The 23,224-nt window shown below is 63.7% G+C and carries 28 protein-coding genes; 13 read left to right on the top strand and 15 right to left on the bottom strand.

What is annotated here, in order from left to right:
• Window positions 1–38 precede the first annotated feature (38 nt).
• Window positions 39–749 (top strand): purine-nucleoside phosphorylase, encoded by a 711-nt coding sequence (locus LCM4577_RS23545; RefSeq protein ID WP_071073676.1) that lies wholly within the window; start codon window positions 39–41, stop codon window positions 747–749.
• Here the strand turns inward: LCM4577_RS23545 and LCM4577_RS23540 are convergent.
• Window positions 746–1,051, bottom strand: coding sequence for a ribbon-helix-helix domain-containing protein (locus LCM4577_RS23540; RefSeq protein ID WP_040987133.1), 306 nt, complete (start codon window positions 1,049–1,051; stop codon window positions 746–748). The genes LCM4577_RS23545 and LCM4577_RS23540 overlap by 4 nt on opposite strands.
• A gap of 57 nt (window positions 1,052–1,108) precedes the next feature.
• Window positions 1,109–1,312 carry a hypothetical protein gene (locus LCM4577_RS23535; RefSeq protein WP_041000670.1) on the bottom strand — a complete coding sequence of 68 codons (204 nt, stop codon included), beginning with the start codon at window positions 1,310–1,312 and terminating at the stop codon, window positions 1,109–1,111.
• Here LCM4577_RS23535 and LCM4577_RS23530 point away from each other — a divergent pair.
• The 3 genes from LCM4577_RS23530 (at window position 1,290) to LCM4577_RS23520 (ending at window position 3,991) form a co-directional block, all read left to right on the top strand.
• Window positions 1,290–1,685 (top strand): VOC family protein, encoded by a 396-nt coding sequence (locus LCM4577_RS23530; RefSeq protein ID WP_040987135.1) that lies wholly within the window; start codon window positions 1,290–1,292, stop codon window positions 1,683–1,685. The genes LCM4577_RS23535 and LCM4577_RS23530 overlap by 23 nt on opposite strands.
• Window positions 1,686–1,763: 78 nt before the next feature.
• Complete coding sequence (locus tag LCM4577_RS23525; RefSeq protein WP_041000668.1) at window positions 1,764–2,312, top strand: twin-arginine translocation pathway signal; 549 nt, start codon at window positions 1,764–1,766, stop codon at window positions 2,310–2,312.
• A gap of 107 nt (window positions 2,313–2,419) precedes the next feature.
• Window positions 2,420–3,991: a GMC family oxidoreductase gene (locus LCM4577_RS23520; RefSeq protein WP_071073674.1), complete on the top strand. Its 1,572-nt coding sequence runs from the start codon at window positions 2,420–2,422 to the stop codon at window positions 3,989–3,991.
• A gap of 66 nt (window positions 3,992–4,057) precedes the next feature.
• Here the strand turns inward: LCM4577_RS23520 and LCM4577_RS23515 are convergent, their stop codons facing one another.
• Entirely contained in the window at window positions 4,058–4,447 is a 390-nt protein-coding gene (locus tag LCM4577_RS23515; protein WP_071030104.1) for a hypothetical protein, read from the bottom strand.
• 307 nt (window positions 4,448–4,754) lie between these two features.
• Here LCM4577_RS23515 and urtA point away from each other — a divergent pair, with 307 nt between their 5' ends.
• The 6 genes from urtA (at window position 4,755) to LCM4577_RS23485 (ending at window position 11,106) form a co-directional block, all read left to right on the top strand.
• On the top strand, window positions 4,755–6,065 hold the full coding sequence (urtA, locus tag LCM4577_RS23510) for an urea ABC transporter substrate-binding protein (protein WP_071073671.1): 1,311 nt from the start codon (window positions 4,755–4,757) through the stop codon (window positions 6,063–6,065).
• A 195-nt stretch (window positions 6,066–6,260) separates the two neighbouring features.
• On the top strand, window positions 6,261–7,877 hold the full coding sequence (urtB, locus tag LCM4577_RS23505) for an urea ABC transporter permease subunit UrtB (RefSeq protein ID WP_071073669.1): 1,617 nt from the start codon (window positions 6,261–6,263) through the stop codon (window positions 7,875–7,877).
• Window positions 7,874–9,097 carry an urea ABC transporter permease subunit UrtC gene (gene urtC / locus LCM4577_RS23500; RefSeq protein WP_071073667.1) on the top strand — a complete coding sequence of 408 codons (1,224 nt, stop codon included), beginning with the start codon at window positions 7,874–7,876 and terminating at the stop codon, window positions 9,095–9,097. Before urtB ends, urtC begins: the two co-directional genes overlap by 4 nt.
• A gap of 6 nt (window positions 9,098–9,103) precedes the next feature.
• Complete coding sequence (gene urtD, locus LCM4577_RS23495; RefSeq protein WP_041000657.1) at window positions 9,104–9,850, top strand: urea ABC transporter ATP-binding protein UrtD; 747 nt, start codon at window positions 9,104–9,106, stop codon at window positions 9,848–9,850.
• Window positions 9,851–9,921: 71 nt separating this feature from the next.
• Window positions 9,922–10,617 carry an urea ABC transporter ATP-binding subunit UrtE gene (gene urtE, locus LCM4577_RS23490; RefSeq protein ID WP_041000655.1) on the top strand — a complete coding sequence of 232 codons (696 nt, stop codon included), beginning with the start codon at window positions 9,922–9,924 and terminating at the stop codon, window positions 10,615–10,617.
• A gap of 312 nt (window positions 10,618–10,929) precedes the next feature.
• Window positions 10,930–11,106 carry a hypothetical protein gene (locus tag LCM4577_RS23485; RefSeq protein WP_164772243.1) on the top strand — a complete coding sequence of 59 codons (177 nt, stop codon included), beginning with the start codon at window positions 10,930–10,932 and terminating at the stop codon, window positions 11,104–11,106.
• A 23-nt stretch (window positions 11,107–11,129) separates the two neighbouring features.
• Here the strand turns inward: LCM4577_RS23485 and LCM4577_RS23480 are convergent, their stop codons facing one another.
• The 9 genes from LCM4577_RS23480 to LCM4577_RS23440 form a co-directional block, all read right to left on the bottom strand.
• Window positions 11,130–12,275, bottom strand: a complete 1,146-nt coding sequence (locus LCM4577_RS23480; RefSeq protein WP_071073767.1) for a diguanylate cyclase — start codon at window positions 12,273–12,275, stop codon at window positions 11,130–11,132.
• Window positions 12,276–12,387: 112 nt separating this feature from the next.
• Complete coding sequence (locus LCM4577_RS23475; RefSeq protein ID WP_071073665.1) at window positions 12,388–13,194, bottom strand: DUF72 domain-containing protein; 807 nt, start codon at window positions 13,192–13,194, stop codon at window positions 12,388–12,390.
• A gap of 16 nt (window positions 13,195–13,210) precedes the next feature.
• The gene (locus LCM4577_RS23470) at window positions 13,211–13,672 is read right to left on the bottom strand and encodes a GNAT family N-acetyltransferase (RefSeq protein ID WP_071029678.1); all 462 of its coding nucleotides are present in this window, start codon (window positions 13,670–13,672) and stop codon (window positions 13,211–13,213) included.
• Window positions 13,669–14,079 carry a DUF302 domain-containing protein gene (locus LCM4577_RS23465; protein WP_198540185.1) on the bottom strand — a complete coding sequence of 137 codons (411 nt, stop codon included), beginning with the start codon at window positions 14,077–14,079 and terminating at the stop codon, window positions 13,669–13,671. Before LCM4577_RS23465 ends, LCM4577_RS23470 begins: the two co-directional genes overlap by 4 nt.
• Complete coding sequence (uvrA, locus tag LCM4577_RS23460) at window positions 14,079–17,000, bottom strand: excinuclease ABC subunit UvrA (protein ID WP_040987149.1); 2,922 nt, start codon at window positions 16,998–17,000, stop codon at window positions 14,079–14,081. Before uvrA ends, LCM4577_RS23465 begins: the two co-directional genes overlap by 1 nt.
• 1,072 nt (window positions 17,001–18,072) lie before the next feature.
• Window positions 18,073–18,354: a hypothetical protein gene (locus LCM4577_RS23455; RefSeq protein ID WP_083354825.1), complete on the bottom strand. Its 282-nt coding sequence runs from the start codon at window positions 18,352–18,354 to the stop codon at window positions 18,073–18,075.
• A 76-nt stretch (window positions 18,355–18,430) separates the two neighbouring features.
• Window positions 18,431–19,033 (bottom strand): ATP-dependent Clp protease proteolytic subunit, encoded by a 603-nt coding sequence (locus LCM4577_RS23450; RefSeq protein ID WP_040987151.1) that lies wholly within the window; start codon window positions 19,031–19,033, stop codon window positions 18,431–18,433.
• Between the two features lie 25 nt (window positions 19,034–19,058).
• A complete protein-coding gene (locus LCM4577_RS23445; RefSeq protein ID WP_071073663.1) occupies window positions 19,059–19,535 on the bottom strand; it encodes an SRPBCC domain-containing protein in 477 nt (158 codons plus the stop codon).
• Window positions 19,532–19,846 carry a helix-turn-helix transcriptional regulator gene (locus LCM4577_RS23440; protein WP_040987153.1) on the bottom strand — a complete coding sequence of 105 codons (315 nt, stop codon included), beginning with the start codon at window positions 19,844–19,846 and terminating at the stop codon, window positions 19,532–19,534. Before LCM4577_RS23440 ends, LCM4577_RS23445 begins: the two co-directional genes overlap by 4 nt.
• A gap of 237 nt (window positions 19,847–20,083) precedes the next feature.
• On the opposite strand from LCM4577_RS23440, the gene LCM4577_RS23435 reads away from it, so the two are divergent.
• From LCM4577_RS23435 to LCM4577_RS23425, 3 genes are read left to right on the top strand one after another with little or no spacing between them, the layout of a single operon-like run.
• Window positions 20,084–20,605: a single-stranded DNA-binding protein gene (locus LCM4577_RS23435; protein WP_071073661.1), complete on the top strand. Its 522-nt coding sequence runs from the start codon at window positions 20,084–20,086 to the stop codon at window positions 20,603–20,605.
• 33 nt (window positions 20,606–20,638) lie between these two features.
• Entirely contained in the window at window positions 20,639–21,037 is a 399-nt protein-coding gene (locus tag LCM4577_RS23430; RefSeq protein WP_071030110.1) for a DUF2306 domain-containing protein, read from the top strand.
• A gap of 32 nt (window positions 21,038–21,069) precedes the next feature.
• Window positions 21,070–21,495, top strand: coding sequence for an OsmC family protein (locus LCM4577_RS23425; protein ID WP_071073659.1), 426 nt, complete (start codon window positions 21,070–21,072; stop codon window positions 21,493–21,495).
• Window positions 21,496–21,532: 37 nt separating this feature from the next.
• On the opposite strand, the gene LCM4577_RS23420 is transcribed toward LCM4577_RS23425, so the two are convergent.
• The 3 genes from LCM4577_RS23420 to LCM4577_RS23410 all read right to left on the bottom strand — a co-directional run bounded on the left by LCM4577_RS23420 (window position 21,533) and on the right by LCM4577_RS23410 (window position 23,196).
• On the bottom strand, window positions 21,533–22,162 hold the full coding sequence (locus tag LCM4577_RS23420; RefSeq protein WP_071073657.1) for a MarC family protein: 630 nt from the start codon (window positions 22,160–22,162) through the stop codon (window positions 21,533–21,535).
• 93 nt (window positions 22,163–22,255) lie between these two features.
• Entirely contained in the window at window positions 22,256–22,633 is a 378-nt protein-coding gene (locus tag LCM4577_RS23415) for a VOC family protein (RefSeq protein WP_041000639.1), read from the bottom strand.
• 32 nt (window positions 22,634–22,665) lie between these two features.
• On the bottom strand, window positions 22,666–23,196 hold the full coding sequence (locus LCM4577_RS23410) for a hypothetical protein (protein WP_071073655.1): 531 nt from the start codon (window positions 23,194–23,196) through the stop codon (window positions 22,666–22,668).
• Between the last annotated feature and the right edge of the window lie 28 nt (window positions 23,197–23,224).

Below are 23,224 nucleotides of genomic sequence, written 5' to 3'. Positions count from 1 at the left end.
ATGGCGGCCGGATGGGTCCATTATGGGGATGGTAGCGCGTGACGCCGCATATCGAGGCGGGCCGGGGGGACTATGCGGAAACGGTGCTGTTGCCGGGTGATCCCGAGCGCGCGCAGTGGATGGCGGAGAGGTTTCTCGAAGCGCCCCGCTGCGTGAATCGCCGAAGAGGCGCACTGGGTTTCACCGGCCGGTTCCGCGGCAAACCGGTCAGTATCCAGACGACCGGCATCGGCGTCTCGTCCTTCCTGATCTACACCCACGAACTGCTCGATTATCATGGCGTCAAAACGCTGATACGCACCGGCACATGCGGCGGCTTGTCGGAAGCGGCGCCCCTGCGCGGTATGGTCATTTCCAGCGAGGTGCGGGCCGAGGGCCCAATCAGCGGGCAGGTGTTCGGGCTGTACCAGCCGGCGGGACCGGACCCGGCGCTGCATGCGCTGGCGCTGCGACGCGCAGCCGACCTCGGTATCGCCTGCAGCGCCGGACTGACGATCTGCAGCGACGTGTTCCACCATCCTGGCGGCCGGGCGCGGTTCGACGAGCCGAGGGCGCTCGGAGCGCTGGCGGTCGATATGGAGACCAGCGCGCTCTATCGGATCGCGGCGCAGTTCTGCGCGCGGGCGCTGTCGCTGCTCACCGTGGTGGATCATATCGTCACCGACGAGCTGACCGATTATTCGGAGCGTCAGGCTCTCTTCACCGATATGACCCGGCTGGCGCTCGAAGTCGCGGCCGAGAGCAGCTAGGCAGCTTCCCGCTTCAATGCAGCCTGGTCCTCGGCGTTGGGCCGGTGGCCGCGCAGATAGAGCGCGCAGGTCGTACGCAGCATGGAGGCGAAGTTCGGGATCTGGCCGTTGATCTCGATTGCCTCGTCGTAGAGCTTCGAGATGAATTTCGGGGTCGTCAGTCCCTGGCTCTCGGCGATCTCGTCAAGCAGACCCCAGAATGTCGCCTCGAGCTGGATGCTGGTCGAATGGCCGTCGATGCGGATCGACCTGTTGATCTGCCGGTAGCCTTCCGGATCCTGTCCGGCAAAGACTCTGCACATCGGTACCTCCCGTTGTTGTTTGTCTTGGGCGCCGATTGAGTTGGCTGGCGCCTCTTTTTAACACTGCCTGCGCTTGTCATTTTCGATCCGATAGCCRCCGACGGCAATCAGACTTTCGTCCTTACGCGCGGCGAGACTACCCATTTTCAAGCCGCACACGTGGTAATCGGCTGCCACCACCATTTTTCGCCGGCGCGCATAATCGGCTTCGAAAGCAGAAGAGCTCACGGAGTCCGATTTGGCGAAGACGATCCATTCCATGATCAGGGTTCTCGACGAGGCGCGGTCCGTCGATTTCTACAACAAGGCGTTCGGCCTCGAGGTTGCGCAGCGGCTCGATTTCGAGACCTTCACGCTCGTCTATCTCAGCAATGAGAGTTCGCCTTTCGAGGTGGAGCTGACCGTGAACAAGGGGCGCACGGAGCCCTATGCACTCGGCGACGGCTACGGCCATCTCGCCGTCTCGGTCGCCGATCTCGACAGCGAGCACGACCGGATCGGCGCGCTCGGTCTCAACCCGAAGAAGATCGTCGAGTTCAACCACGACGGGGCGCGGATCGCCCGCTTCTTCTTCATCGAGGATCCCGACGGCTACAAGATCGAGGTCCTGCAGCGGGGAGGACGCTTCCAATAGGGGACATCTGCCGCGGAGAGGCGCGGCGCCAGCAACGGCACTCCCGCGGGGGTGCGAACAGCAAGTAGGGAGGAAATCATGGTCACAGTCTACGAGAAGAAAGCTGTCGATGAGAGGAAGATTGGGCTTTCGCGGCGCGAGCTTCTGAAGCGCGGCGGCGCGGGCGCGCTGCTCATCATCTCCGGCAGCGCGGTCATCAGCCCCGAACACGCATGGGGTCTCGAAACCTCGGCGCTGAAGCCCGAGACGATGGCGACGCTGATCCAGGTGGCGCGCGACATCTACCCGCACGATCAGGTGCCGGACAAATACTACGCCATTGCCGTCAAGGGCCATGACGAGACGGCGGCCAAGGACCCGGCGCACAAGGAGCTGATCGAGAAGGGTATCGCCGAGCTCGACAAGAAGGCCGGCAAGGGCGGCTATCGCGGGCTTGGCTGGGAGGAGCAGCGAGTGGCGCTTCTCACCGGTATCGAGAAGACGCCGTTCTTCCAAGCGGTTCGCGGCGGGCTTGTCGTCAGCCTCTACAACCAGAAGGAGGTATGGCCGATCTTCGGCTACGAGGGCGAGTCCTATTCCAAGGGCGGCTACATCGCGCGCGGCTTCAACGACATCGAGTGGCTGTAGGCCGCTCTAAGTCTTTGTTTTTGCGCAATTCCGGACGGAAAACCGCTACGCACTTTTCCTGGAATTGCTCCTGAACCGCTTTTCGACAGATTTCATGGGAGGAAACCATGGCAGCTTCATTTGATCTCAACAATGACGGCGTGGTCGTCATCATCGGCTCAGGCGCGGGCGGCGGCACGCTCGGCAACGAGCTCGCGCAGAAAGGCATCGACGTCGTCATCCTCGAGGCGGGCGCCCGCCACGAATACGAGGACTTCATCAACGACGAGTGGGATTCTTTCGCCCAGCTCGCCTGGAAGGACAAGCGGACCACCTCGGGCGACTGGCGCGTCGCCAAGGATTTCCCGAACCTGCCGGCCTGGATCGTCAAGTCGGTCGGCGGCTCGACAACGCATTGGGCGGGCGCCTCGCTGCGCTTCCAGGAGCATGAGTTCAAGGCGGCCACGACTTACGGCAASGTCAAGGGCGCGAACCTTCTCGACTGGCCGGTGACGCTGGCCGAGATGGAGCCCTATTACGCCAAGGCCGAGGCCAAGATGGGTGTGAYCGGCACCAACAACTGGCCGCGGCTGCCGGGCAACAACAATTTCAAGGTGCTCAAGGCCGGCGCCGACAAGCTCGGCTACAAGGAATGCCACACCGGCAACATGGCCATCAATTCGGTCGAGCGCGACGACCGCAATTCCTGCCAGCAGACCGGCTTCTGCTTCCAGGGCTGCAAATGGGGCGCCAAATGGTCGACGCTCTACACCGAGATCCCGAAGGGCGAGGCGACCGGACATCTGGAGGTGCGGCCGAACTCGATGGCGATCAAGATCAACCATGACGCTTCAGGCAAGGTGACCGGCGTCGTCTATGCCGACAAGGACGGCAAGCTGCAGGAGCAGAAGGCCCGCATCGTCGCGGTCGCCGGCAATTCGATCGAGAGCCCGCGCCTGTTGCTCAATTCGGAATCGTCAAAATTCCCGCACGGGCTTGCCAACTCGTCGGGACAGGTGGGCAAGAACTACATGCGCCACACCACCGGCTCGGTCTATGCCATCTTCGACAAGCCGGTGCACATGTATCGCGGCACCACCATGGCCGGCATCATCCGCGACGAGGCGCGCCACGATCCGTCGCGCGGCTTCGTCGGCGGCTATGAGATGGAGACGCTGTCGCTCGGCCTGCCGTTCATGGCGGCCTTCCTGAACCCGGGCGGCTGGGGCCGTTCTTTCACCACGGCGCTCGACCATTATGACCATATGGCGGGCCTGTGGATCGTCGGCGAGGACATGCCGCGCGAGGAGAACCGCATCACGCTGCACAAGAATGAGAAGGACGAGCACGGCATGCCGATCGCCGACGTCCATTTCGACGACCATCCCAACGACGAGGCCATGCGCAACCATGCCTACAGCCAAGGCCAGGCGCTCTATGCCGCGGTCGGCGCGACCAGGACCTTCCCGACGCCGCCTTATCCCTCGACCCATAATCTCGGCACCAACCGGATGAGCGAGAAGCCGGAGGACGGCGTCGTCAACAAGCACGGCCAGTCGCACGACATCAAGAACCTGTTCGTTTCCGACGGCAGCCAGTTCACCACCGGCGCCGCGGAAAATCCGACGTTGACCATCGTGACGCTGGCGATCCGCCAGGCCGACTACATCGCCGCGCAAATGTCGGCCAAAACTATTTGACCTCCCGACTGCCTGCTGGCGCGGGACCCGTGAGGGTTCCGCGCCTTTTTTATGTGAACCTGCGGGCTATCTTCTGGTGCAGGTCGAGGCCGTGAAGGCGCCGTCCTGCTGCTTCATGATGATGTCGAAGGAGGGGCCGCTCGGGTCGTCCAGCGTCGCCTGGGTCATTGAGATCGAATTGCCGCCGCTTGTGTAGCCGCCGAGCGGACCAAGCCAGGTGATCTCGCCATTGGGGTTCATCTGGTAATTGTAAGGCGGCGGCGGTGCGCCGAAGGTTACCGGACCGCTATAGAGGCTGCCCTTGATGGTGATCACGCCGAGGTCAAGGAACAGGCCGAGCAGGTAGACCTCGCAGTGATAGGCGCCGTCCGGCAGCTTGCCGTCGGCAAAATCGGCGCGCGCGCCGCCGGCGGCGGACATCAGAAGCAGGAAGGTCAGGATCGTGCGCAGGGCCATGACGTTGCTCGTTTGCGCGGCGACCTTGCCCCATTTTGCCATGGGCCCGCAACAGGGCTGATCAGGCTGCTTTTGCCGGTATGATGAAAGTTTGGGCATTTTTACCATTTGGGTAAAATCTAGGCAGTGTTGCGTAAACTTTTCTCAGTCCGCTGCATCGCAGCGGATGCGAAAAGTTTCCCGGCTGCCGGATAACCGGTTGTAATCGCTTCGTTATCCCGAAATTTCGTTGAGCGCATTCCCGTCTGGCACGTCGCTTGCACCGCTAATATTGCGATGCAAACAATCACGCTTGGGAGTGTGTCATATGAGGGGTAACTTCGCGAAAATAACAAAAATCCTGTCGGCGGGCGTCGTCGCGGCCGGTCTGCTGGCGTCTGCTTCCGCCAGGGCGGCTGAGGACACGATCAAGGTCGGCATCCTCCATTCGCTGTCGGGGACCATGGCGATTTCGGAGACGACGCTGAAAGACGTCATGCTGATGCTGATCGATGAACAAAACGCCAAGGGCGGCCTGCTCGGCAAGAAACTGGAAGCCGTGGTCGTCGATCCGGCATCCAACTGGCCGCTGTTCGCGGAGAAGGCGCGCGAGCTGATTTCCAAGGACAAGGTCGCGGCTGTGTTCGGCTGCTGGACCTCGGTGTCGCGCAAATCGGTGCTGCCGGTGTTCTCGGAACTCGACAACATCCTGTTCTATCCCGTCCAGTATGAGGGCGAGGAGAGCGAGCGCAACGTCTTCTACACCGGCGCTGCCCCGAACCAGCAGGCCATTCCGGCCGTCGACTATCTGATGAGCGCCGATGGCGGCTCGGTGAAGCGCTGGGTGCTCGAGGGCACCGACTATGTCTATCCGCGGACGACCAACAAGATCCTCGAGGCCTATTTGAAGGCGAAGGGCGTGCCGGCGGAAGACATCATGGTCAACTACACGCCATTCGGCTTCTCCGACTGGCAGACCGAGGTCTCGGCGATCAAGAAATTCGGCTCGGCCGGCAAGAAGACGGCCGTGGTCTCGACCGTCAACGGCGACGCCAACGTGCCCTTCTACAAGGAACTCGGCAACCAGGGCATCAAGGCCGAAGACATCCCGGTCATGGCCTTCTCGGTCGGTGAGGAGGAACTCGCCGGTCTCGACACCGGGCCGCTGGTCGGCCATCTCGCCGCCTGGAACTACTTTGAAAGCGTCGACACGCCGGCGAACAAGAAGTTCATCGACGACTGGCACAAGTTCATCAAGAACGACAAGCGCACCACCAACGACCCGATGGAAGCCCATTACATCGGCTTCAACATGTGGGTGAAGGCGGTCGAGAAGGCCGRCACCACCGACCCGGACAAGGTCATCGACGCCATGGTCGGCGTTTCGGTGCCGAACCTGACCGGCGGCTATTCGACGATGATGCCGAACCACCACATCACCAAGCCGGTGCTGATCGGCGAGATCCAGGCCGATGGCCAGTTCGAGACCGTCTCGCAGACGCCCGGCCTCGTCATGGGCGACGAGTGGTCGGACTACCTGCCGGACTCCAAGGACCTGATCTCCGATTGGCGGGCGCCGCTCAGTTGCGGCAACTTCAACGTCAAGACGGGGAAGTGCGGCGGCAAGGGCACCAACTGATCCCGGCCTGGACCTAGATCCAGGCTTCCAAGGTCTCTTGGATCGCGGAGTGGCCCCACGATCCGGGACAACTGCCCGGGCAGGTTCTTCGACCCGCCCGGGCAAGGTCACCGAAACCTGGTTTGCGCAATTTCGGACGGAAAACCGCTTCGCRCTTTTCCCGGAATTGCTTGAGAAAGCCGCTTGAAGACGACAATGCTGCTGCTGCGCGCAATTGGTCTGATGTTTCTGCTGACGATGGCGAGCTTGTTGCCGTCGAAGGCGGCCGAGGCCGACCTGCGCGCGACGATCGCCAAATTCGCGGCCGCCAGCGGTTTCTCGGCCACGGAGGCCGTCGTGCGCGAGCTGACTGCCAGCGGCGATCCGGCCGTCGAGCGCCCGCTCTCGGCGCTGGCCGACGGCAATCTCTACATCCGCAAGAGCGACTCCCAGGTCTTCGTCGGCAAGGAAGCGGGAGACGGCATCGAATTGCTCGATCCGCTGAGCGGCGAGAAGGTGGCCGATGCCGCCAAGGCCGATTTGACAAAGATCAAGGTCAACAATGGTCTGCGCCGCACGATCCGTGACGCGCTGGGCACGCTGACCTTGCGCGCCAAGGATGCAAGCGTGCGCCTTGCCGCGGCGATGACGATGTTCAAGACGCCCGATGCAGCGAATATCGAGCCGCTCGACGCCGCGATAGCGGCAGAGACGGAACCAGCGGTGAAGACGCTGTTCGAGCAGGCTCGCGCGGCGTCGGTGCTGGTTTCCGATAAGCCGGAAGCCGACAAGCTGGCGGCGATCTCGGTTATTGCGGCGCGCGGCGATCGCGATGCGCTGTCGCTGCTGACCTCGGTCGAGGCGAGTTCGCAGGGATCGGTCAAAGATGCGGCAACGGCTGCCATCGGCAGCATCAATTCGACGCTGGCGCTGTGGGATGCCGGCCAGAACATCTGGTACGGCATTTCGCTGGGATCGGTGCTGCTGCTCGCGGCGATCGGGCTTGCCATCACCTTCGGCGTCATGGGCGTCATCAACATGGCGCATGGCGAGATGGTGATGCTCGGCGCCTATACCACCTTCGTCGTCCAGCAGGTGATCCGCACCTCGTTTCCCGGCCTGTTCGACTGGTCGCTGGTGATCGCTCTGCCGCTCGCCTTCCTTGTGGCGGGGCTGGTTGGGCTGGCGATCGAGCGCGGCATCATTCGCTTCCTCTATGGCCGACCGCTGGAGACGCTTCTGGCCACCTGGGGCGTCTCGCTGATCCTGCAGCAGGCGGTGCGCACCATCTTCGGACCGACCAACCAGGAGGTCGGCAACCCGTCATGGATGTCGGGATCCTTCGATGTCGGCCAGCTCGCCATCACCTGGAACCGGCTGTGGATCCTGGTGTTCGCGCTCGCCGTGTTCGTGGTGCTGCTCTACGTCATGAAGCGCACGCCCTGGGGGCTGCAGATGCGCGCCGTCACCGCCAACCGGCGCATGGCCGCCTCGATGGGCATCAGGACGCCTTGGGTCGACGCGCTGACCTTCGCGCTCGGCTCCGGCATCGCAGGCATCGCCGGCGTGGCGCTCAGCCAGATCGACAATGTCTCGCCCAATCTCGGCCGCGGCTACATCATCGACAGTTTCATGGTCGTTGTCTTCGGCGGCGTCGGCAATCTGTGGGGCACGCTGGTCGGCGCCTTCTCGCTCGGCATCGTCAACAAGTTCCTCGAGCCCTATGCCGGCGCGGTGCTCGGCAAGATCGTCGTGCTCGTGCTGATCATCCTGTTCATCCAGAAACGCCCGCGCGGCCTATTCGCGCTGAAGGGCAGGGCGGTGGAAGCATGATCGCGCAGCGCTTCTTTTCGGCCGACCGCCGGATCGCCGTCACCATCCTCGCTTTGCTGGCAGCCGCCATCATCGTGCCGCTGCTCAACCTCGCGGTGTCGCCGCAAAGCGGCTTCTATATCCCGCCCTACATCGTGGCGCTGGTCGGCAAATATCTGTGCTACGCGCTGCTCGCGCTCGCGCTCGATCTCGTCTGGGGCTATTGCGGCATCCTTTCGCTTGGCCACGGCGCCTTCTTCGCGCTCGGTGGCTATGCGATGGGCATGTATCTGATGCGCCAGATCGGCTCGCGCGGCGTCTACGGCAATCCGATCCTGCCTGATTTCATGGTGTTCCTGAACTACAAGGAGCTGCCCTGGTTCTGGTACGGCTTCGATCATTTCTGGTTTGCGGCGCTCATGGTGCTTGCGGTGCCGGGCCTGCTCGCCTTCGTCTTCGGCTGGTTCGCCTTCCGTAGCCGCGTCACCGGCGTGTATCTCTCGATCATCACCCAGGCGATGACCTATGCGCTGCTGCTCGCCTTCTTCCGCAACGACATGGGATTCGGCGGCAACAACGGCCTGACCGACTTCAAGGATATTCTGGGCTTCAACGTGCAGGCCGACGCGACGCGCTCGGCGCTGTTCGCCGCCAGCGCCGTCACTCTGGCGCTGGCCGTCTTCGTCACCGCCGCGATCGTGCGCTCCAAATACGGCAAGCTGCTGATGGCGGTGCGCGATGCCGAGAGCCGAACCCGCTTCCTCGGCTGGCGGGCCGAGAACGTCAAGCTGTTCGCCTTCACCGTCTCGGCAATCATGGCCGGCATCGCCGGCGCGCTCTACGTGCCGCAGGTCGGCATCATCAATCCGGGCGAATTCGATCCGGCCAACTCGATCGAGGTGGTGATCTGGACCGCCGTCGGCGGGCGCGGCACCATCGTCGGCCCGATCCTCGGCGCGCTGCTGGTCAATGCCGGCAAATCCTGGTTCACCGGCGTGCTGCCGGAATTCTGGCTGTTCGCGCTGGGCGGACTGTTCGTCGCGGTCACGCTGCTTTTGCCCAAGGGCATCGTCGGCATGTGGGACGGCTGGCGCAGCCAGGCCAAGGCGCTGCGCGCGGCTTCGCTTGGCGCCGAGGCCGGGGTCGATCCTGACGCGCCGGAGCCGAAGATCGTGCGCTCGGCGGCGAGGACACCGGGCGCCTGGTCCGCTGCCGGCGCCGAACCGCAGCCGGCGGAGTGAACGATCATGAGCAAATCGAACACCATCCTCTATCTCGACGGCGTCTCGGTTTCCTTCGACGGTTTTCGCGCCATCAACAACCTGTCGCTGGTGCTCGACAAAGGCGAGATGCGCGCGATCATCGGCCCCAACGGCGCCGGCAAGACAACGATGATGGACATCGTCACCGGCAAGACACGGCCGGACGAAGGCGAGGTGTTCTTCGACGGCCAGGTGGATCTCACCCGGCATGACGAGGCCGAGATCGCCATGATGGGCATCGGCCGCAAATTCCAGAAGCCCACGGTCTTCGAGAGCCACAGCGTCGAGGACAATCTGATGCTGGCGCTGAAAGGCCCGCGCTCGATTTTCCCGGCGCTGTTCCATCGCCGCTCGGCGGCCGAGACGCGGCGCATCGACGACATCCTCGGCGTCATCCGTCTCGGCGACAAGCGCGACGAGCTCGCCGCCAATCTCAGCCACGGCCAGAAGCAATGGCTGGAGATCGGCATGCTCTTGGCGCAGGACCCGAAGCTTTTGCTTGTCGACGAGCCAGTCGCCGGCATGACCGATGCCGAGACCGAGGAGACCGCGCGCCTGCTCAAGGACATCGCCCGCGACCATTCGGTGGTCGTCGTCGAGCATGACATGCATTTCGTGCGCGAGCTCGGCGTCAAGGTCACCTGCCTGCATGAAGGCTCGGTGCTGTCGGAAGGCACGCTCGATTTCGTCTCGGCGGACGAGCGCGTCGTCGAAGTCTATCTGGGGCGGTGAAGCATGGTCTGGCGTGTTCCGTTCTACCGTTTCGATTTCTCTTTCCTGAAGCGCTGGAGGAGAGGCTGACCATGCTCGAAGTCTCCAACGCCACGCTGCATTACGGCGCCGCCCAGGCGCTGCGCGGCGTTTCGCTGAAGGCGGGCGCCGGCAAGATCACCTGCGTGCTCGGCCGCAATGGCGTCGGCAAGACCAGTTTGATGAGATCCATCGTCGGCCACCACCGGCTGACGAGCGGAAGCGTTGCCTTCGAGGGGAAGGCGCTCGACCGGAGCGCGGCGTATGATCGCGCCCGGTCGGGCATCGCATTCGTGCCGCAGGGCAGGGAGGTTTTCCCCCTGCTCACGGTGCGCGAGAACCTGGAATCCGGCTTCGCGCCTTTGCGGCGCGCAGACCGCAATATCCCTGCCCATGTCTTCGAGCTGTTCCCGGTGCTCAAGCAGATGCTCGGCCGCCGCGGCGGCGACCTGTCCGGCGGTCAGCAGCAGCAGCTCGCCATCGGGCGGGCGCTGGTGATGCGGCCGAAGCTCCTGGTGCTCGACGAGCCGACCGAAGGCATCCAGCCCTCGATCATCAAGGATATCGGCCGCGCCATCCGCTATTTGCGCGACCAGGCGGGGATCGCGGTGCTGCTGGTCGAGCAGTATCTCGACTTCTGCCGCGAGCTTGCCGACGAGGTCAACATCATGGATCGCGGCCAGATCGTGCATACGGGTCCGGCGGAAGACCTCGATAGGGCGGATGTGCGCAAGTTCCTGACAGTGTAGCCTGGGTCGTCGCCATTCCAAACTCTACACCGTAAATGACGCTCGGAAGTAACGGAATGGATCCTTGGGTCTTCGCTCCATTTCGCGTCGTTGCGCCGAAGGATGACGAAGTTGTTGAGCGCTCTGGCGTGCTCAATACCACATGCTAGTCTTTTCTTGGCCTTGGTGAGTCGGCCGCTTTCCGTATCAGTCGCGAATGAAGGGGAAGGCGCGCGGACACCGCCCGCAAGTTCCACGCAAGCAAGCCTGCCTAGCTTTCCCTGCAGTGATTGTCGGTCAACGCGTCCAAAAGATTCGTGCCAGGGGACGGCGATGGAACGTTTTGTCGAGGACTATCAGAAGCGGCGCCTCACCGATCGCGACGATATCATGACGGCGATCAACATCCTGATGTCGCAGGGCTATGACGAGGACGATCTGCTGGGCGAAATGACCAAGGTCTTCTACGTCGATCTCGACGCCTTCAACGAAGTGATCGCCCACCACTGAGGGCGAGCGCGGGGCCGTAAAGGTCACCCGGCACGGCGGAAGTCGAGCACGCGGTTGCGGCCGCCGCGTTTGGCGGCATAGAGCGCCTTGTCGGCGGCGCTGAGGACCTTGTCGAAGCTCATGCCATCGCTGCTGCCGAAGGCGAAGCCGGCGCTGACCGTACAGCGCAACGGCCCGGTCTCCGTCTCGACGGTACGCGCGGCGAAGGCGGCCCTGACACGTTCGGCCGTCGCCTCGGCCGTCTCGGGCAAGGTGCGCCTCAGCACCATGGCGAATTCCTCGCCGCCCATGCGGGCGACGGAGTCATTCGGACGCAGGTCGGCGGAGAGCACCTGGGCAAAGACCTTCAGCACCTCGTCGCCGGCGGCGTGGCCGAACTGATCGTTGATCGCCTTGAAGCCGTCGAGGTCGAACACCACCACCGCCGTGAAAGCGCTGACCGGTGCCTTGCCGTGCAGGTCGAACAAAGCGCGGCGGTTGAGCAAGCCGGTCAAGGCGTCGGTCTGCGCCTCGCGCTGATGATGGCGGGCGTGCCGCCCCTGGTTGAGCGCCAGCGACAATGCGCCGATGCCGGTCATGGAGGCGATGACGATGACGAGGCTCAGATCCTCCGCCCAGTTGCTCGGCGCATGGCCGAGGACGAGCTTGCCGTCCCATGCCAGCACGGCCGCGCACAGCACGAAGGACGCCGCGGTCAGCGAGTAAAGCAGCGCCACGCCGATGAGATGGACGGGCGCTTCCGCGCGGCCCCGCCAATATTCATAGGCGGTTCCGAACAGGAGCAGGGCTGCCAAGGCGTTTTCCAGCATGAAGGCCAGTCCGTCATAGCCATGGGCCATGGGCGGGAGCGCGAGAGCATAGGAAGTGCCGGCGCCGAGCGCGATCAGCGGCAAAGGCGAGCGCCTGGTCCTGAATTGGTGGGCGGCGCCCAGCATGACGGAGAAGCCGAGCAGGAGCAGCGCCAGCGTCAGCACGCCGAGCGCCGTTCCGGGCCTTGCGATATAGGCGTCGTAGGCAAAGACTTCGCACACCACGACCAGCACGCTGACTGCCCAGGTCAAAAGGAACTTGTCGGAACGGGCGGCCATCCAGGTTCCGAACAGGGTGAGGCTGAGGCAAGCGGCGGAGAAGCCGACGGCCAGAAGCAATGAATTGTAGTCGAGCAGCATGCACGCGTCCTTGCCGGCGCCGGGCTTCTGCAACCTGACGTAGGTCCATTAGTGCAGCAAGGAAGTATCGATTACGTTACGATCGCCGCGAAGATTGCGGGGTTTGCCCTTGTCAGTTCGCGACCCGCTTCATCAGCGCCATGGCGCCGAACGGGGCGCGCACCTTGCCTTCGGTGATGAAGTAGGCGAACACGTCGCGCGGCTTGACCGGCGCATCGGTCTTAGGGTCGGCGCGCGGCAGGTCGGCGGGCTGCTTGCCCTCCGCCCAGGTCTTCACCCGCGCCGCCCATTCGTCGAGGCCTTTCGGCGTGTAGCAGTCGGGGTTGTCGTCGCTGCCGGTCTGCAGGCGTGCGTAGACGAAGTCGCCGGTGACGTCGGCGATCGCCGGATATTTCGCATGGTCGGCATAGACGATCGCGGCCTTGTATTTGCGCGCAAGCGCCGGGAATTCCGGCACGATGAAGCTGTCATGGCGCACTTCCAGCGCGTGGCGCAGAGGCACGCCGTCCTGCTTTTCGGGCAGAAGCTTCAGGAACGCTTCGAAATCGTCGGCGTCGAATTTCTTGGTCGGCGCGAACTGCCACAGGATCGGCCCGAGCTTCTCGCCGAGCGCGGCGACGCCGGAGCCGAGGAAGCGCATCATCGATTCGCCGGCCTCGCCGAGCACGCGACGGTTGGTAACGAAGCGGTTGCCCTTGAGCGAGAAGACGAAATCGTCCGGCGCGTCGTTGGCCCATTTGACGAAAGTCGGTTCCTTGAAGCTGGAATAATAGGTGCCGTTAACCTCGATGCTCGGCACCTGCCGGCTGGCGTAGTGCAGCTGCTTGGCCTTGGCGAGCTTCTCCGGATAGAAGGAGGTATCCCAGGGCTCGAAAGTCCAGCCGCCCATGCCGGAGCGGATTTTTCCTTGGGCAGTCATCGTCTTCCTCCTCCGTTCAAAATGCGGTTAGGTCGACCGGCTTCACCATGTCCACCAGGGTCCATCCCGGCCGGTATGGATTGGCGCGGCGACCCGTTTCGCGATAGCCGTAGGCTGCATAGAGCGCTATGTTCCGCTCCATGCGCGAATTGGTGTAGAGCCGCACCTCCGGCACGCCCCACGACCGCGCCTGCTCGTCGGCGAAGTCGAGCAATTTGATGCCGAGCTTCCTGCCCTGGAAAGCCGGTGCGACCGCGACGCTGAAGATCATGGCGTGGTCGGGATGACGTTCGAGGACGATCAATCCGGCTAGTTCCGATCCTTCTTCCAGCAGCCAGACCTCGCTGCGCTCGATCCGCGGCGCGTAATCCTCGGTGACAGGGACCGGCGGCCCACCGAAGATGGGTGTGTACGGCGCATAGGCATCCGCAGTCAGCGCGACGACGGCGACGAGATCGTCGGGGCGGGCCAATCTCATGATTGGTCCACCCCGGCAGCGGCCGCGACAACCTTCTTCAGGCCGGCGGCAATCGCCGCGACGGCATCGCGGCTGGTGTCGCCGAGGCTATGGCGCTCTGCTAGCCACCGCGCGTCGTTGTAGGACAGCCAGACCTTGCCTTGTTCGTCTTCCCAGGCCAGCGCCTTGATCGGCAGGTCGATGCCGGCAAGCTGATGGTCCTGCATCAACGGCGTGCCGCCCTTCGGATGGCCGAAGATCAGCAATTCGGTTGGCCGCAACGGCGCGCCGATCTCATGCGCACCGGCAGCATGGTCGATGCGCGCGAAGACGCGTAATCCCGCGCTGGTGACCGTCTCGACCAGCCGGTCGATGGTTTCACCGACGCGGAAGCGGCTTTCGACGGAGATCAGGCCGTGTCCTGCCATCACTCGGCCGCTTCGCGTTTGCCTCCGGGGCGCCGCTCCAGAAGCTCCTTCAGGAACTGGCCGGTGTAGCTGCGCTTCTCGCGCACGATCGCTTCCGGGGTGCCGGACGCAACCAGCTCGCCGCCGCCGTCGCCGCCTTCTGGGCCGAGATCAAGCACCCAGTCGGCGGTCTTGATCACCTCGAGATTGTGCTCGATGACCACCACCGTGTTGCCCTGGTCGACCAGCTCGTGCAGCACTTCGAGCAGCTTGGCGACGTCGTGGAAATGCAGGCCGGTGGTCGGCTCGTCGAGAATGTAGAGCGTCTTGCCGGTCGCCTTGCGCGACAGTTCCTTGGCGAGTTTTATCCGCTGCGCCTCGCCGCCCGACAACGTCGTCGCCTGCTGGCCGATATGGATATAGCCGAGGCCGACCTGCTTCAGCGTCTCCAGCTTGTCGCGCACGCCGGGCACAGCCGAGAAGAAGTCGACGCCTTCCTCGACCGTCATGTCGAGCACGTCGGCGATCGACTTGCCCTTGAACAGCACGTCGAGCGTCTCGCGGTTGTAGCGCTTGCCGTGGCAGACGTCGCAGGTGACGTAGACGTCGGGCAGGAAGTGCATCTCGATCTTGATGACGCCGTCGCCCTGGCAGGCCTCGCAGCGGCCGCCCTTGACGTTGAAGGAGAAGCGGCCCGGCTGATAGCCGCGCGCCTTCGCTTCCGGCAAGCCGGCGAACCAGTCGCGGATCGGCGTGAAGGCCCCGGTATAGGTCGCCGGGTTGGAGCGCGGCGTGCGGCCGATCGGCGACTGATCGATGTCGATGACCTTGTCGAGGAATTCCAGCCCCTCGATGCGGTCATGCTCGGCCGGATGCTCGCGCGAGCCCATGATGCGGCGCGAGGCCGCCTTGAACAGCGTCTCGATCAGGAAGGTCGACTTGCCGCCGCCGGACACGCCGGTGACGCAGGTGAAGGTGCCGAGCGGGATCTCGGCCGTGACGTTCTTCAGATTGTTGCCGCGCGCGCCGACGACCTTGATGCGCCGGTTCTTCTTGGCTTCGCGGCGCACTTCCGGCGTCGTCACTTCGAGCTCGCCCGACAGGTACTTGCCGGTGATCGAGGCGGGCGTGGCCATGATCTGCTGCGGCGTGCCCTGCGCGATGATGCGGCCGCCATGGATGCCGGCGGCGGGGCCGATGTCGACGACATAGTCGGCATGCAGGATGGCATCCTCGTCATGCTCGACGACGATCACCGTGTTGCCGATGTCGCGCAGGTGCTTGAGCGTATCGAGAAGGCGCGCATTGTCGCGCTGGTGCAGGCCGATCGACGGCTCGTCCAGCACATAGAGCACGCCGGTGAGGCCCGAGCCGATCTGCGAGGCGAGCCGGATGCGCTGGCTCTCGCCGCCCGACAGCGTGCCGGAATTGCGCGACAGCGTCAGATAGTCGAGGCCGACATCGTTCAAGAAGCGCAGCCGCTCGCGGATCTCCTTGAGCACGCGCACCGCGATCTCGTTCTGCTTCTCGTTGAGCTGCGCCGGCAGGTCGGTGAACCATTGGTCGGCCTTGCGGATCGACAGCTCGGTGACCTCGCCGATGTGCTTGCCGGCGATCTTCACTGCCAGCGCTTCCGGCTTCAGGCGATAGCCGTTGCAGGCGGGGCAGGGGGTGGCCGACATGAAGCGCTCGATCTCCTCGCGCATCCAGGCCGATTCCGTTTCCTTCCAGCGCCGGTCGAGATTGGGGATGACGCCCTCGAACGTCTTGGTGGTCTTATAGGAGCGCAGGCCGTCGTCATACTGGAAGGTGATCTCGCGCTCGCCGGTGCCGTGCAGCACGGCTTCTTTAGCCGCGGCGCTCAAATCCTTGAACTTGTCGCCGAGCTTGAAGCCATAGGCCTTGCCCAGCGCCTCAAGCGTCTGCGCGTAATAGGGCGAGGTCGACTTCGCCCACGGGCTGATGGCGCCGTCGCGCAGCGAGACGTTCTCGTCCGGCACCACGAGGTTGGGATCGATGGCGCGCTGGCTGCCGAGGCCATCGCAAGTCGGGCAGGCGCCGAACGGGTTGTTGAAGGAGAACAGCCTGGGTTCGATCTCGGGAATGGTGAAGCCGGAGACCGGGCACGCAAACTTTTCCGAGAACAGGATGCGCTCATGCGTCTCGTTCTTCGACTTGTTGACCGAATCCTCGCCGGTCAGGCTGGCGTCGAGCGGCCGGTCGGCGAACTCGGCCACGGCCAGTCCGTCGGCGAGCTTCAGCGCGGTCTCCATCGAGTCCGCGAGCCTGGTCGCCAGATCGCCGCGCACGACGATGCGGTCGACGACCACGTCGATGTCGTGCTTGTACTTCTTGTCCAGCGCCGGCACGTCGGCGATCTCGTAGAAGACGCCGTCGACCTTGACGCGCTGGAACCCCTTCTTCTGCAGCTCCAGCAGTTCCTTGCGGTATTCGCCCTTGCGGCCGCGCACGATCGGCGCCAGCAGATAGAGACGTGTGCCTTCCTCCAGCGCCAGCACGCGGTCGACCATCTGGCTGACGGTCTGGCTCTCGATCGGCAGGCCTGTCGCCGGCGAATAGGGGATGCCGACGCGCGCGAAAAGCAGGCGCATATAGTCGTAGATTTCGGTGACGGTGCCGACCGTTGAGCGCGGGTTGCGCGAGGTGGTCTTCTGCTCGATCGAGATGGCGGGCGACAGGCCGTCGATCTGGTCGACGTCCGGTTTCTGCATCATCTCGAGGAACTGCCGCGCATAGGCCGACAGGCTTTCGACGTAACGGCGCTGGCCCTCGGCATAGATGGTGTCGAAAGCGAGCGACGACTTGCCGGAGCCGGACAGCCCCGTCATGACGATCAGGCTGTCACGCGGCAGGTCGAGATCGACGTTCTTGAGATTGTGTTCGCGCGCCCCGCGAATGGAAAGGTATTTTTGGTCGGCCATCGCCGGTCGCCGCCTCAGATCTGGAATTTGCTGGATTGGGCGGGTTCGTCCCGGCCATCCTATATGTAGGTTGTTTTGCCGCCGCGTCGAGAGACGCCACAATCTCGACGGAAGAAGCCTATCTTGGGTTTAACCGCCTTTCGCGCGAGCGGGCAAGCGGAAAGAACAAAGGCCGAACACGCTCCTGACAAAGCGCTGTGGAAACAATCGCGCCAGGCGCCGTGGAGACAAGTGCCGCCGATCCCGTCCCATTGATCCACAGGGCCACTCGGCTTACCCGTACGTAACCTCCTGCCGATCACATTTTTCGGTAACCGGCTATCGACGGTTGACGTCGCGGACCCAGGGGAGCAGTCTCAAAACCGTCAACGAAGCCGGCCGTCTTTCGATGGCCTCGCCGCCCAACAGGCGGCCTGCGAGACGCCGCAGGCGATAGCGATTTGCGCTTCGAACGACATTGTCGCAACGGACCCAGGAGCGGAGCATGACGCCACCGGACAGTCCCTTGAGGCTCCACACGGAGATGGAGCCGCGGCGGGCATAAGTGCCAGGGCAGACTTGAAACGCCAGCCCGACAAACCGTGACTTGCCGATTCCCTACAATCAGAGACGATAGTCGGATCGTCGGCTGAATGCCGCGTTGCATCCGAAACAGAACGCCGGCAGTCCACTCCCGGCTAAAGTTGGATTTCAGATCCATGAAGCCCCATCCGTCTGCAAAGCAGGGATGGGGCTTACATTTTTTGCGGTCATGATAGGTTCGCAGTTGGCCGGAGCCTTCGCAACGTCGTCATTCTAGGGCGGAGCGACGCGAAGCGGAGCGCAGACCCCATGCCGTGATATTCATGATGGGTACTACAGTGCAGAATAAAGGCTCCAGCACAGCGCCGAATTAGTTCTGTATCGCTGCATCGCTTCTATGTCACGGAATGGATTCTATGGTCTGCGCGCGTCGCTTCGCTCCTTGCTCCGCCCTAAAATGACGAACTGAGAGGCGCCTCGGCCAATCGCCACGTTCGCCGATGGTGCGGACAAGCACCGGCCCATCCGACAAATTCCCGTGGCAGGACGATCAGCGGTTCGGCAGCTTCATGCCGCCCGTCGCCATGTCGATCGTTATGCTGCCGCCGATCCTGACATCGGTGTTGCCGATCTTGAACGAACCGTCGTTGCCGGCGGGCTGGGCGTCATCCGGCTCCGACTGCGGCGCCGGCTTGGCGATGCGGTAGTCGTCGCTGACACCTGGCAATGTCTGCGTCGAGCTGTCGTCGGCAAGCGCGGTGCCGGCCATCAGCGCGGCGGCAAGCGCGGCGAGGATAGGGCACACATGTCTGGGCTGAACGGATCCGATCATACGCGGACTATAGGGACGCGGCTGGAGCGATGCCAGACGCGCGGCGATCAAATTGCCGCGCGCCTGGCCCGCGACGTCAGGCCGCTTTCTTGCGCGTGTCGTAGACGTGGTCGACGAGACCCCAGTCCTTGGCTTCCGCGGCGCTCATGAAATAGTCGCGGTCGAGTGTGCGCTCGACCTCCTCATAGGTGCGGCCGCAATGCTTGGCGTAGAGCTCGGTCATATGCTGCTTGGTGCGCACGATGTCCTCGGCGTGGCGCTGGATGTCGGAGGCCTGGCCCTGGAAGCCGCCGAGCGGCTGATGCAGCACGATCCTGGTGTTGGGCAGGGCGATACGGCGCCCCGGCGAGCCTGCCATCAACAGGAAGGAGCCCATCGAGGCGGCAAAGCCCATGCACACCGTCGACACCGGGCAGGAGATGTATTGCATGGTGTCGTAGATGGCGAAGCCGCTGGTCACCATGCCGCCGGGCGAGTTGATGTAGAGCGAGATCTCCTTGTCGGGATTGTCCGATTCAAGCGACAGAAGCTGGGCGCAAACCAGCGCCGAGACGTTGTCGTTGATCTCGCCGTTGATGAAGACGATGCGCTCGCGCAGCAACCGCGAAAAAATATCGAAGGAGCGCTCGCCGCGGCTCGATTGCTCGATGACCATCGGCACAAGATTGGCAATGCTCATGACGGGTTTCCTCTGTTTCTATCGATCAGGCCGCGCGCAGCATCATTGAGGGCGCATTGGCGGCGGTCGGGTTCTTGCGCGCATAAAGCGAAACCCCGCAGCCGGCGCCGGAAACAGCGACGAGCGGCTGCGCGGCCGGCGCGAAGCCGTCATGCACGATGCGGAGATGCGTGCCGCCCGAGGCGGTGCCGGCAAGCGTGAAAGTGACGATGCTGTCGAAGGCGGGGAACTGGTCCGCATCCTTCGCGCCGGGCCGCTCGCGCCAGGAGTAGCGCAGCAGCCTGCCGGGCTCGGCCTCGAGCACCTCGCATTCGATCGGCGCATCCGGTCCGGCGAAGGCGAAGCGGCTGCCTGCTTCCGCCTTGATGTCGTTCGGCATCAGCCAGGCGGCGAGCAGTTCCGGCTCGGTCAGTGCCCGCCAGACTTTTTCCGGCGGATCGGGAAGGTCGCATTCGAAGCTGAGCGGCGCCTCGTCGACCGTCGGGKTTTCGGTTGCCGTCATTGGTCCATTCCTTTCAGAACCGTCTTCAACTTCTCGATGCGTTCCGGCCAGAAGGCGCGGTAGCGCTCGATCCAGCCGAGCAGGGGGTCGAGCCCTTGCGGATCGGCGCGGTAATAGGCGTTGCGGCCGGCGCGCCGCTCGACCACCAGGCCAGCGCTGCGCAGCACGGCAAGATGCTGCGAGACCGCCGGCTGCGACACGCTCATGCCGGCGCGCAGCTCGCTCACGCTCATCTCGCTGGCGGTCAGCCGCTCGTAAACGGCGCGGCGCGTCGGGTCGGCAAGCGCCCGGAAAATCTCTGCCTCGATCATGGATAAAAGCATAAGTCGATACTTATCGATTTGGCAAGCTTCTATTTGATCGCCATATCGAGATACACGTTCAGGCGCCGCCTTTGCTGACATTCCTTGACAGAAAGGACGGTTCCAACTAGAACGAAAAGAGAACAAAAACCTTGTGGGAAAAGCCAGCCTTTGCGGGCATGGGCGACCCCAAGGCTGTAAGGTGAGCGACTTAAAATTTGTTTCGGATGAGCGCGGAGAAGTAAGATGGCGGGTAGCGTCAACAAGGTCATTCTGGTCGGCAATCTCGGGGCGGACCCTGAAATCCGCCGCCTGAATTCCGGCGATCCGGTCGTCAACATCCGCGTCGCCACGTCGGAAAGCTGGCGCGACAAGAACTCGGGCGAGCGTAAGGAAAAGACCGAGTGGCATAATGTCGTGATCTTCAACGACCAGCTCGCCAAGGTGGCCGAGCAGTATTTGAAGAAGGGCATGAAGGTCTATGTCGAGGGCCAGCTGCAGACCCGCAAATGGCAGGACCAGACCGGCAACGACCGCTACACGACCGAGATCGTGCTGCAGAAATTCCGCGGCGAGCTACAGATGCTCGACGCGCGCGGCGAGGGTGGCGGCGGCCAGGTCGGCAATTATACCGGCGGCGGCAGCAGCCGCGGCTCCGATTTCGGCCAGTCCGGCCCGAACGAAGGTTTCAGCCGTGGTGGCGGCGGTTCCAGAGGCGGCGGTGGCGGCGGCTCGTCGCGCGAGCTGGACGACGAGATCCCGTTCTAAGCGTCTCGAAACGGGCATTTGAAGGAAGGCGCGATGTCGCTCGGACCGCTTCTGTCGGCGCCGCCTCCCGTCCCATGGCATGCCTTCGCGGCCTTCGCCGCTTTAGCCATCGGCGGCGCCCAATTGGCGCTGCCGAAGGGGACTGTGCGCCACCGCGCGCTGGGTTATGCCTGGGCGGCGCTGATGCTGATCATCGCCATATCCAGCTTCTGGATCCAGCAGATCCGGCTCGTCGGGCCGTTCAGTCCGATCCATCTGTTGTCGATCCTGGTGTTGGTCACCGTGCCGCTGGCGACGTGGTATGCGCATACGCATAAGGTGGCCGCGCATCGCGGCGCCATGATAAAACTCTATCTGTTCGCGCTGGTCGGCGCCGGCATCTTCACGCTACTGCCTGGCCGGATCATGCATGCCGTCGTGTTCGGCCAGTAGGTGCGGACGGGAATTTCTCAAGGAAGATTAAACTGAAAGCACGCGTCAAATGGGTTGAGGAACGCACCTTTGTCGGTGAGTCCGGCAGCGGCCACAAGGTCGTGCTTGGCACCGCGCATGGGGCGGATGGCAAGACGCCGGGGCCGAGCCCGATGGAGTTGGTGCTGATCGGCACCGGCGGCTGCTCGGCCTTTGACGTCGTCCACATCCTCGAGAAAGGCCGCGAGGCGGTCGAGGATTGCGTGGTCGAGCTCGACGCCGACCGGGCCGAGACCGACCCCAAAGTGTTCACCCGCATCCACATGCATTTCATCGTCAAGGGCCGCGCGCTCTCGCATGACAAGGTCAAGCGCGCGATCGACCTGTCGATCGAGAAATACTGCTCGGCCAGCGCGATGACGGCGAAGACGGCGACGCTCACGCATGATTTCGAGGTGGTCGAGACGGGGGCCAAGTAGGCAGTAGGCAGTAGGCAGTAGGCAGTAGGGGTGTCGCTCAAGCGGCCATCAGCGCTCGGACGCCGTCGGCCACGAATTGCACCGCCAAGGCCGCCAGGATGACGCCGAGCAGGCGCGTCAGGATCGAGCGGCCGGTCTGGCCGAGGATGCGGTCGATGCGTTCCGACAGCACGAACACCAGATAGGTGATGACGAGGCAGAGGAAGATGATGCCGACCAGCGCCGCCTGGGCGGCAAAGCCTTCGAAATGGCCCGACAACAGCACCGTCGCCGAAATCGCGCCGGGGCCAGCGATCAGCGGGATCGCCAGCGGGAAGGCGGCGATGTTGTGGATCATGTCCCTGGTGATGRCGACGTCGCCGATCTTCTCCTTGCGGTCCTGGCGGCGCTCGAACACCATTTCGAAGGCGATGAAGAAGAGCAGAAAGCCGCCGGCCACCCGAAAGRCCGGCAGCGTGATGCCGAACACCGACAGGATCGAGGCGCCGGCAATCGCAAACAGCGCCATCACCAGGAAGCCGATCACCGAGGCGCGCACCGAGACCTGCTGGCGCTCCTCGCGGTTCATGCCGCGCGTCACGGCGAGGAAAAGCGGCGCCAGTCCCGGCGGGTCGATGGTCACCAGGATGGTGACGAAGGCGTTGAACAGGCTGTCGAAACTCGGCATCGCTGGTCCCCTCCCGCCGGGCGAGGCCCAGGCTCCGCAATTGGTAGAGCAAAGCCCGGGCGCTGGAAACAGGCGGGAAGGTAAATCAGCCGGCTATTCGGGCCTGCCGCAATAGGCCTCCAGGCGATAGCCATCCGGGTCGATGACGAAGGCGGCGTAGTAGTTGTCTCCATAGGCCGTTCGGAGCCCGGGCTGGCCGTTGTCCTTGCCGCCTTCTCGCAATGCTGCCGCGTGGAAGGCGTCGACGCTGGCGCGTGTCGGCGCGGAGAAACAGAAATGCAGGCCGGACTCCGCTTCGGCCGGAACCGGCCGGCCGGCGTCATTCACCCAAAGCTGGACCGCTTGGGCGCCGTAGCCGAGCGAGCCGGGCGACTGGCTGAGACAGGAATAGCCGAGCGGCTTCAACGCTGCGTCATAGAAGCGTTTCGAAGCATTGGCGTCACGGACGCCGATCGAGACATGGTCGAGCATTGGTTCCTCCATGATTACAATTGGTTGATCGCTCAGGCTGGAGTCGCGCGACGGGCCAGGAATTCGACCTCCATCCGCCAGGTCGAGCCGCTGTCCTGCGAACGCTCGCCGAGCCAGCGGAATGAGTTTTCGGTGATGCGCGAAAAGCTCCAGCGCACCGAGGCACCGGTGCCGTCGGCGCCGATCTGGACGATCGTGTCGCCCTCGGCGCGGCCGAGCTGTCGGCTGTAATACTGGTTGCGCGGATCGCTCCAGAAGATGTGCCAGGCATCGGCGGTGGGATCGTAGACGCGCAATGTCGTGCCATAGAAGGTCCATGGCCCGAGCGACGGGGAGGAGCTGGCGTCTCGGGCGGGCAGGATCCAGACGTCCTGCACGGCCCTGCCTTCCAGAACCCAGCCGAAATGCACCTCGCCGCGCCCGGTGAGCCTTGTGCTGTCCTCGAGGATGCGGGTGGCGTCGAATGTCCAGGCGCCGATGAAGCGGCCGTAGAGCTTCAGCTTTTCGGCGAGGTCCGGTTTGGGCCCGTCGCTGTGCAGGGCTTCGGCAAAGGAATCGGTCATTGTTGCTGCCTCGTTTGTCAGGAGAGGG

It is taken from the genome of Mesorhizobium sp. LCM 4577 (assembly GCF_001854795.2).
Taxonomy (GTDB): domain Bacteria; phylum Pseudomonadota; class Alphaproteobacteria; order Rhizobiales; family Rhizobiaceae; genus Mesorhizobium; species Mesorhizobium plurifarium.
The sequence above is the reverse complement of the archived record's forward strand: the minus strand, read 5'-3'. Positions and strand labels throughout refer to the sequence as shown.

Coding starts and splice junctions, on each gene's coding strand:
- LCM4577_RS23540 (WP_040987133.1), bottom strand. CDS start 1,051: ATGTGCAGAGTCTTTGCCGGACAGGATCCGGAAGGCTACCGGCAGATC.
- LCM4577_RS23470 (WP_071029678.1), bottom strand. CDS start 13,672: ATGAGATTGGCCCGCCCCGACGATCTCGTCGCCGTCGTCGCGCTGACT.
- LCM4577_RS23475 (WP_071073665.1), bottom strand. CDS start 13,194: ATGACTGCCCAAGGAAAAATCCGCTCCGGCATGGGCGGCTGGACTTTC.
- urtD (WP_041000657.1), top strand. CDS start 9,104: ATGAGCAAATCGAACACCATCCTCTATCTCGACGGCGTCTCGGTTTCC.
- LCM4577_RS23455 (WP_083354825.1), bottom strand. CDS start 18,354: ATGATCGGATCCGTTCAGCCCAGACATGTGTGCCCTATCCTCGCCGCG.
- LCM4577_RS23515 (WP_071030104.1), bottom strand. CDS start 4,447: ATGGCCCTGCGCACGATCCTGACCTTCCTGCTTCTGATGTCCGCCGCC.
- LCM4577_RS23485 (WP_164772243.1), top strand. CDS start 10,930: ATGGAACGTTTTGTCGAGGACTATCAGAAGCGGCGCCTCACCGATCGC.
- urtB (WP_071073669.1), top strand. CDS start 6,261: ATGCTGCTGCTGCGCGCAATTGGTCTGATGTTTCTGCTGACGATGGCG.
- LCM4577_RS23525 (WP_041000668.1), top strand. CDS start 1,764: ATGGTCACAGTCTACGAGAAGAAAGCTGTCGATGAGAGGAAGATTGGG.
- LCM4577_RS23440 (WP_040987153.1), bottom strand. CDS start 19,846: ATGATCGAGGCAGAGATTTTCCGGGCGCTTGCCGACCCGACGCGCCGC.
- urtC (WP_071073667.1), top strand. CDS start 7,874: ATGATCGCGCAGCGCTTCTTTTCGGCCGACCGCCGGATCGCCGTCACC.
- LCM4577_RS23430 (WP_071030110.1), top strand. CDS start 20,639: ATGTCGCTCGGACCGCTTCTGTCGGCGCCGCCTCCCGTCCCATGGCAT.
- LCM4577_RS23435 (WP_071073661.1), top strand. CDS start 20,084: ATGGCGGGTAGCGTCAACAAGGTCATTCTGGTCGGCAATCTCGGGGCG.
- LCM4577_RS23410 (WP_071073655.1), bottom strand. CDS start 23,196: ATGACCGATTCCTTTGCCGAAGCCCTGCACAGCGACGGGCCCAAACCG.
- uvrA (WP_040987149.1), bottom strand. CDS start 17,000: ATGGCCGACCAAAAATACCTTTCCATTCGCGGGGCGCGCGAACACAAT.
- LCM4577_RS23480 (WP_071073767.1), bottom strand. CDS start 12,275: ATGCTGCTCGACTACAATTCATTGCTTCTGGCCGTCGGCTTCTCCGCC.
- urtE (WP_041000655.1), top strand. CDS start 9,922: ATGCTCGAAGTCTCCAACGCCACGCTGCATTACGGCGCCGCCCAGGCG.
- LCM4577_RS23450 (WP_040987151.1), bottom strand. CDS start 19,033: ATGAGCATTGCCAATCTTGTGCCGATGGTCATCGAGCAATCGAGCCGC.
- LCM4577_RS23465 (WP_198540185.1), bottom strand. CDS start 14,079: ATGGCAGGACACGGCCTGATCTCCGTCGAAAGCCGCTTCCGCGTCGGT.
- LCM4577_RS23415 (WP_041000639.1), bottom strand. CDS start 22,633: ATGCTCGACCATGTCTCGATCGGCGTCCGTGACGCCAATGCTTCGAAA.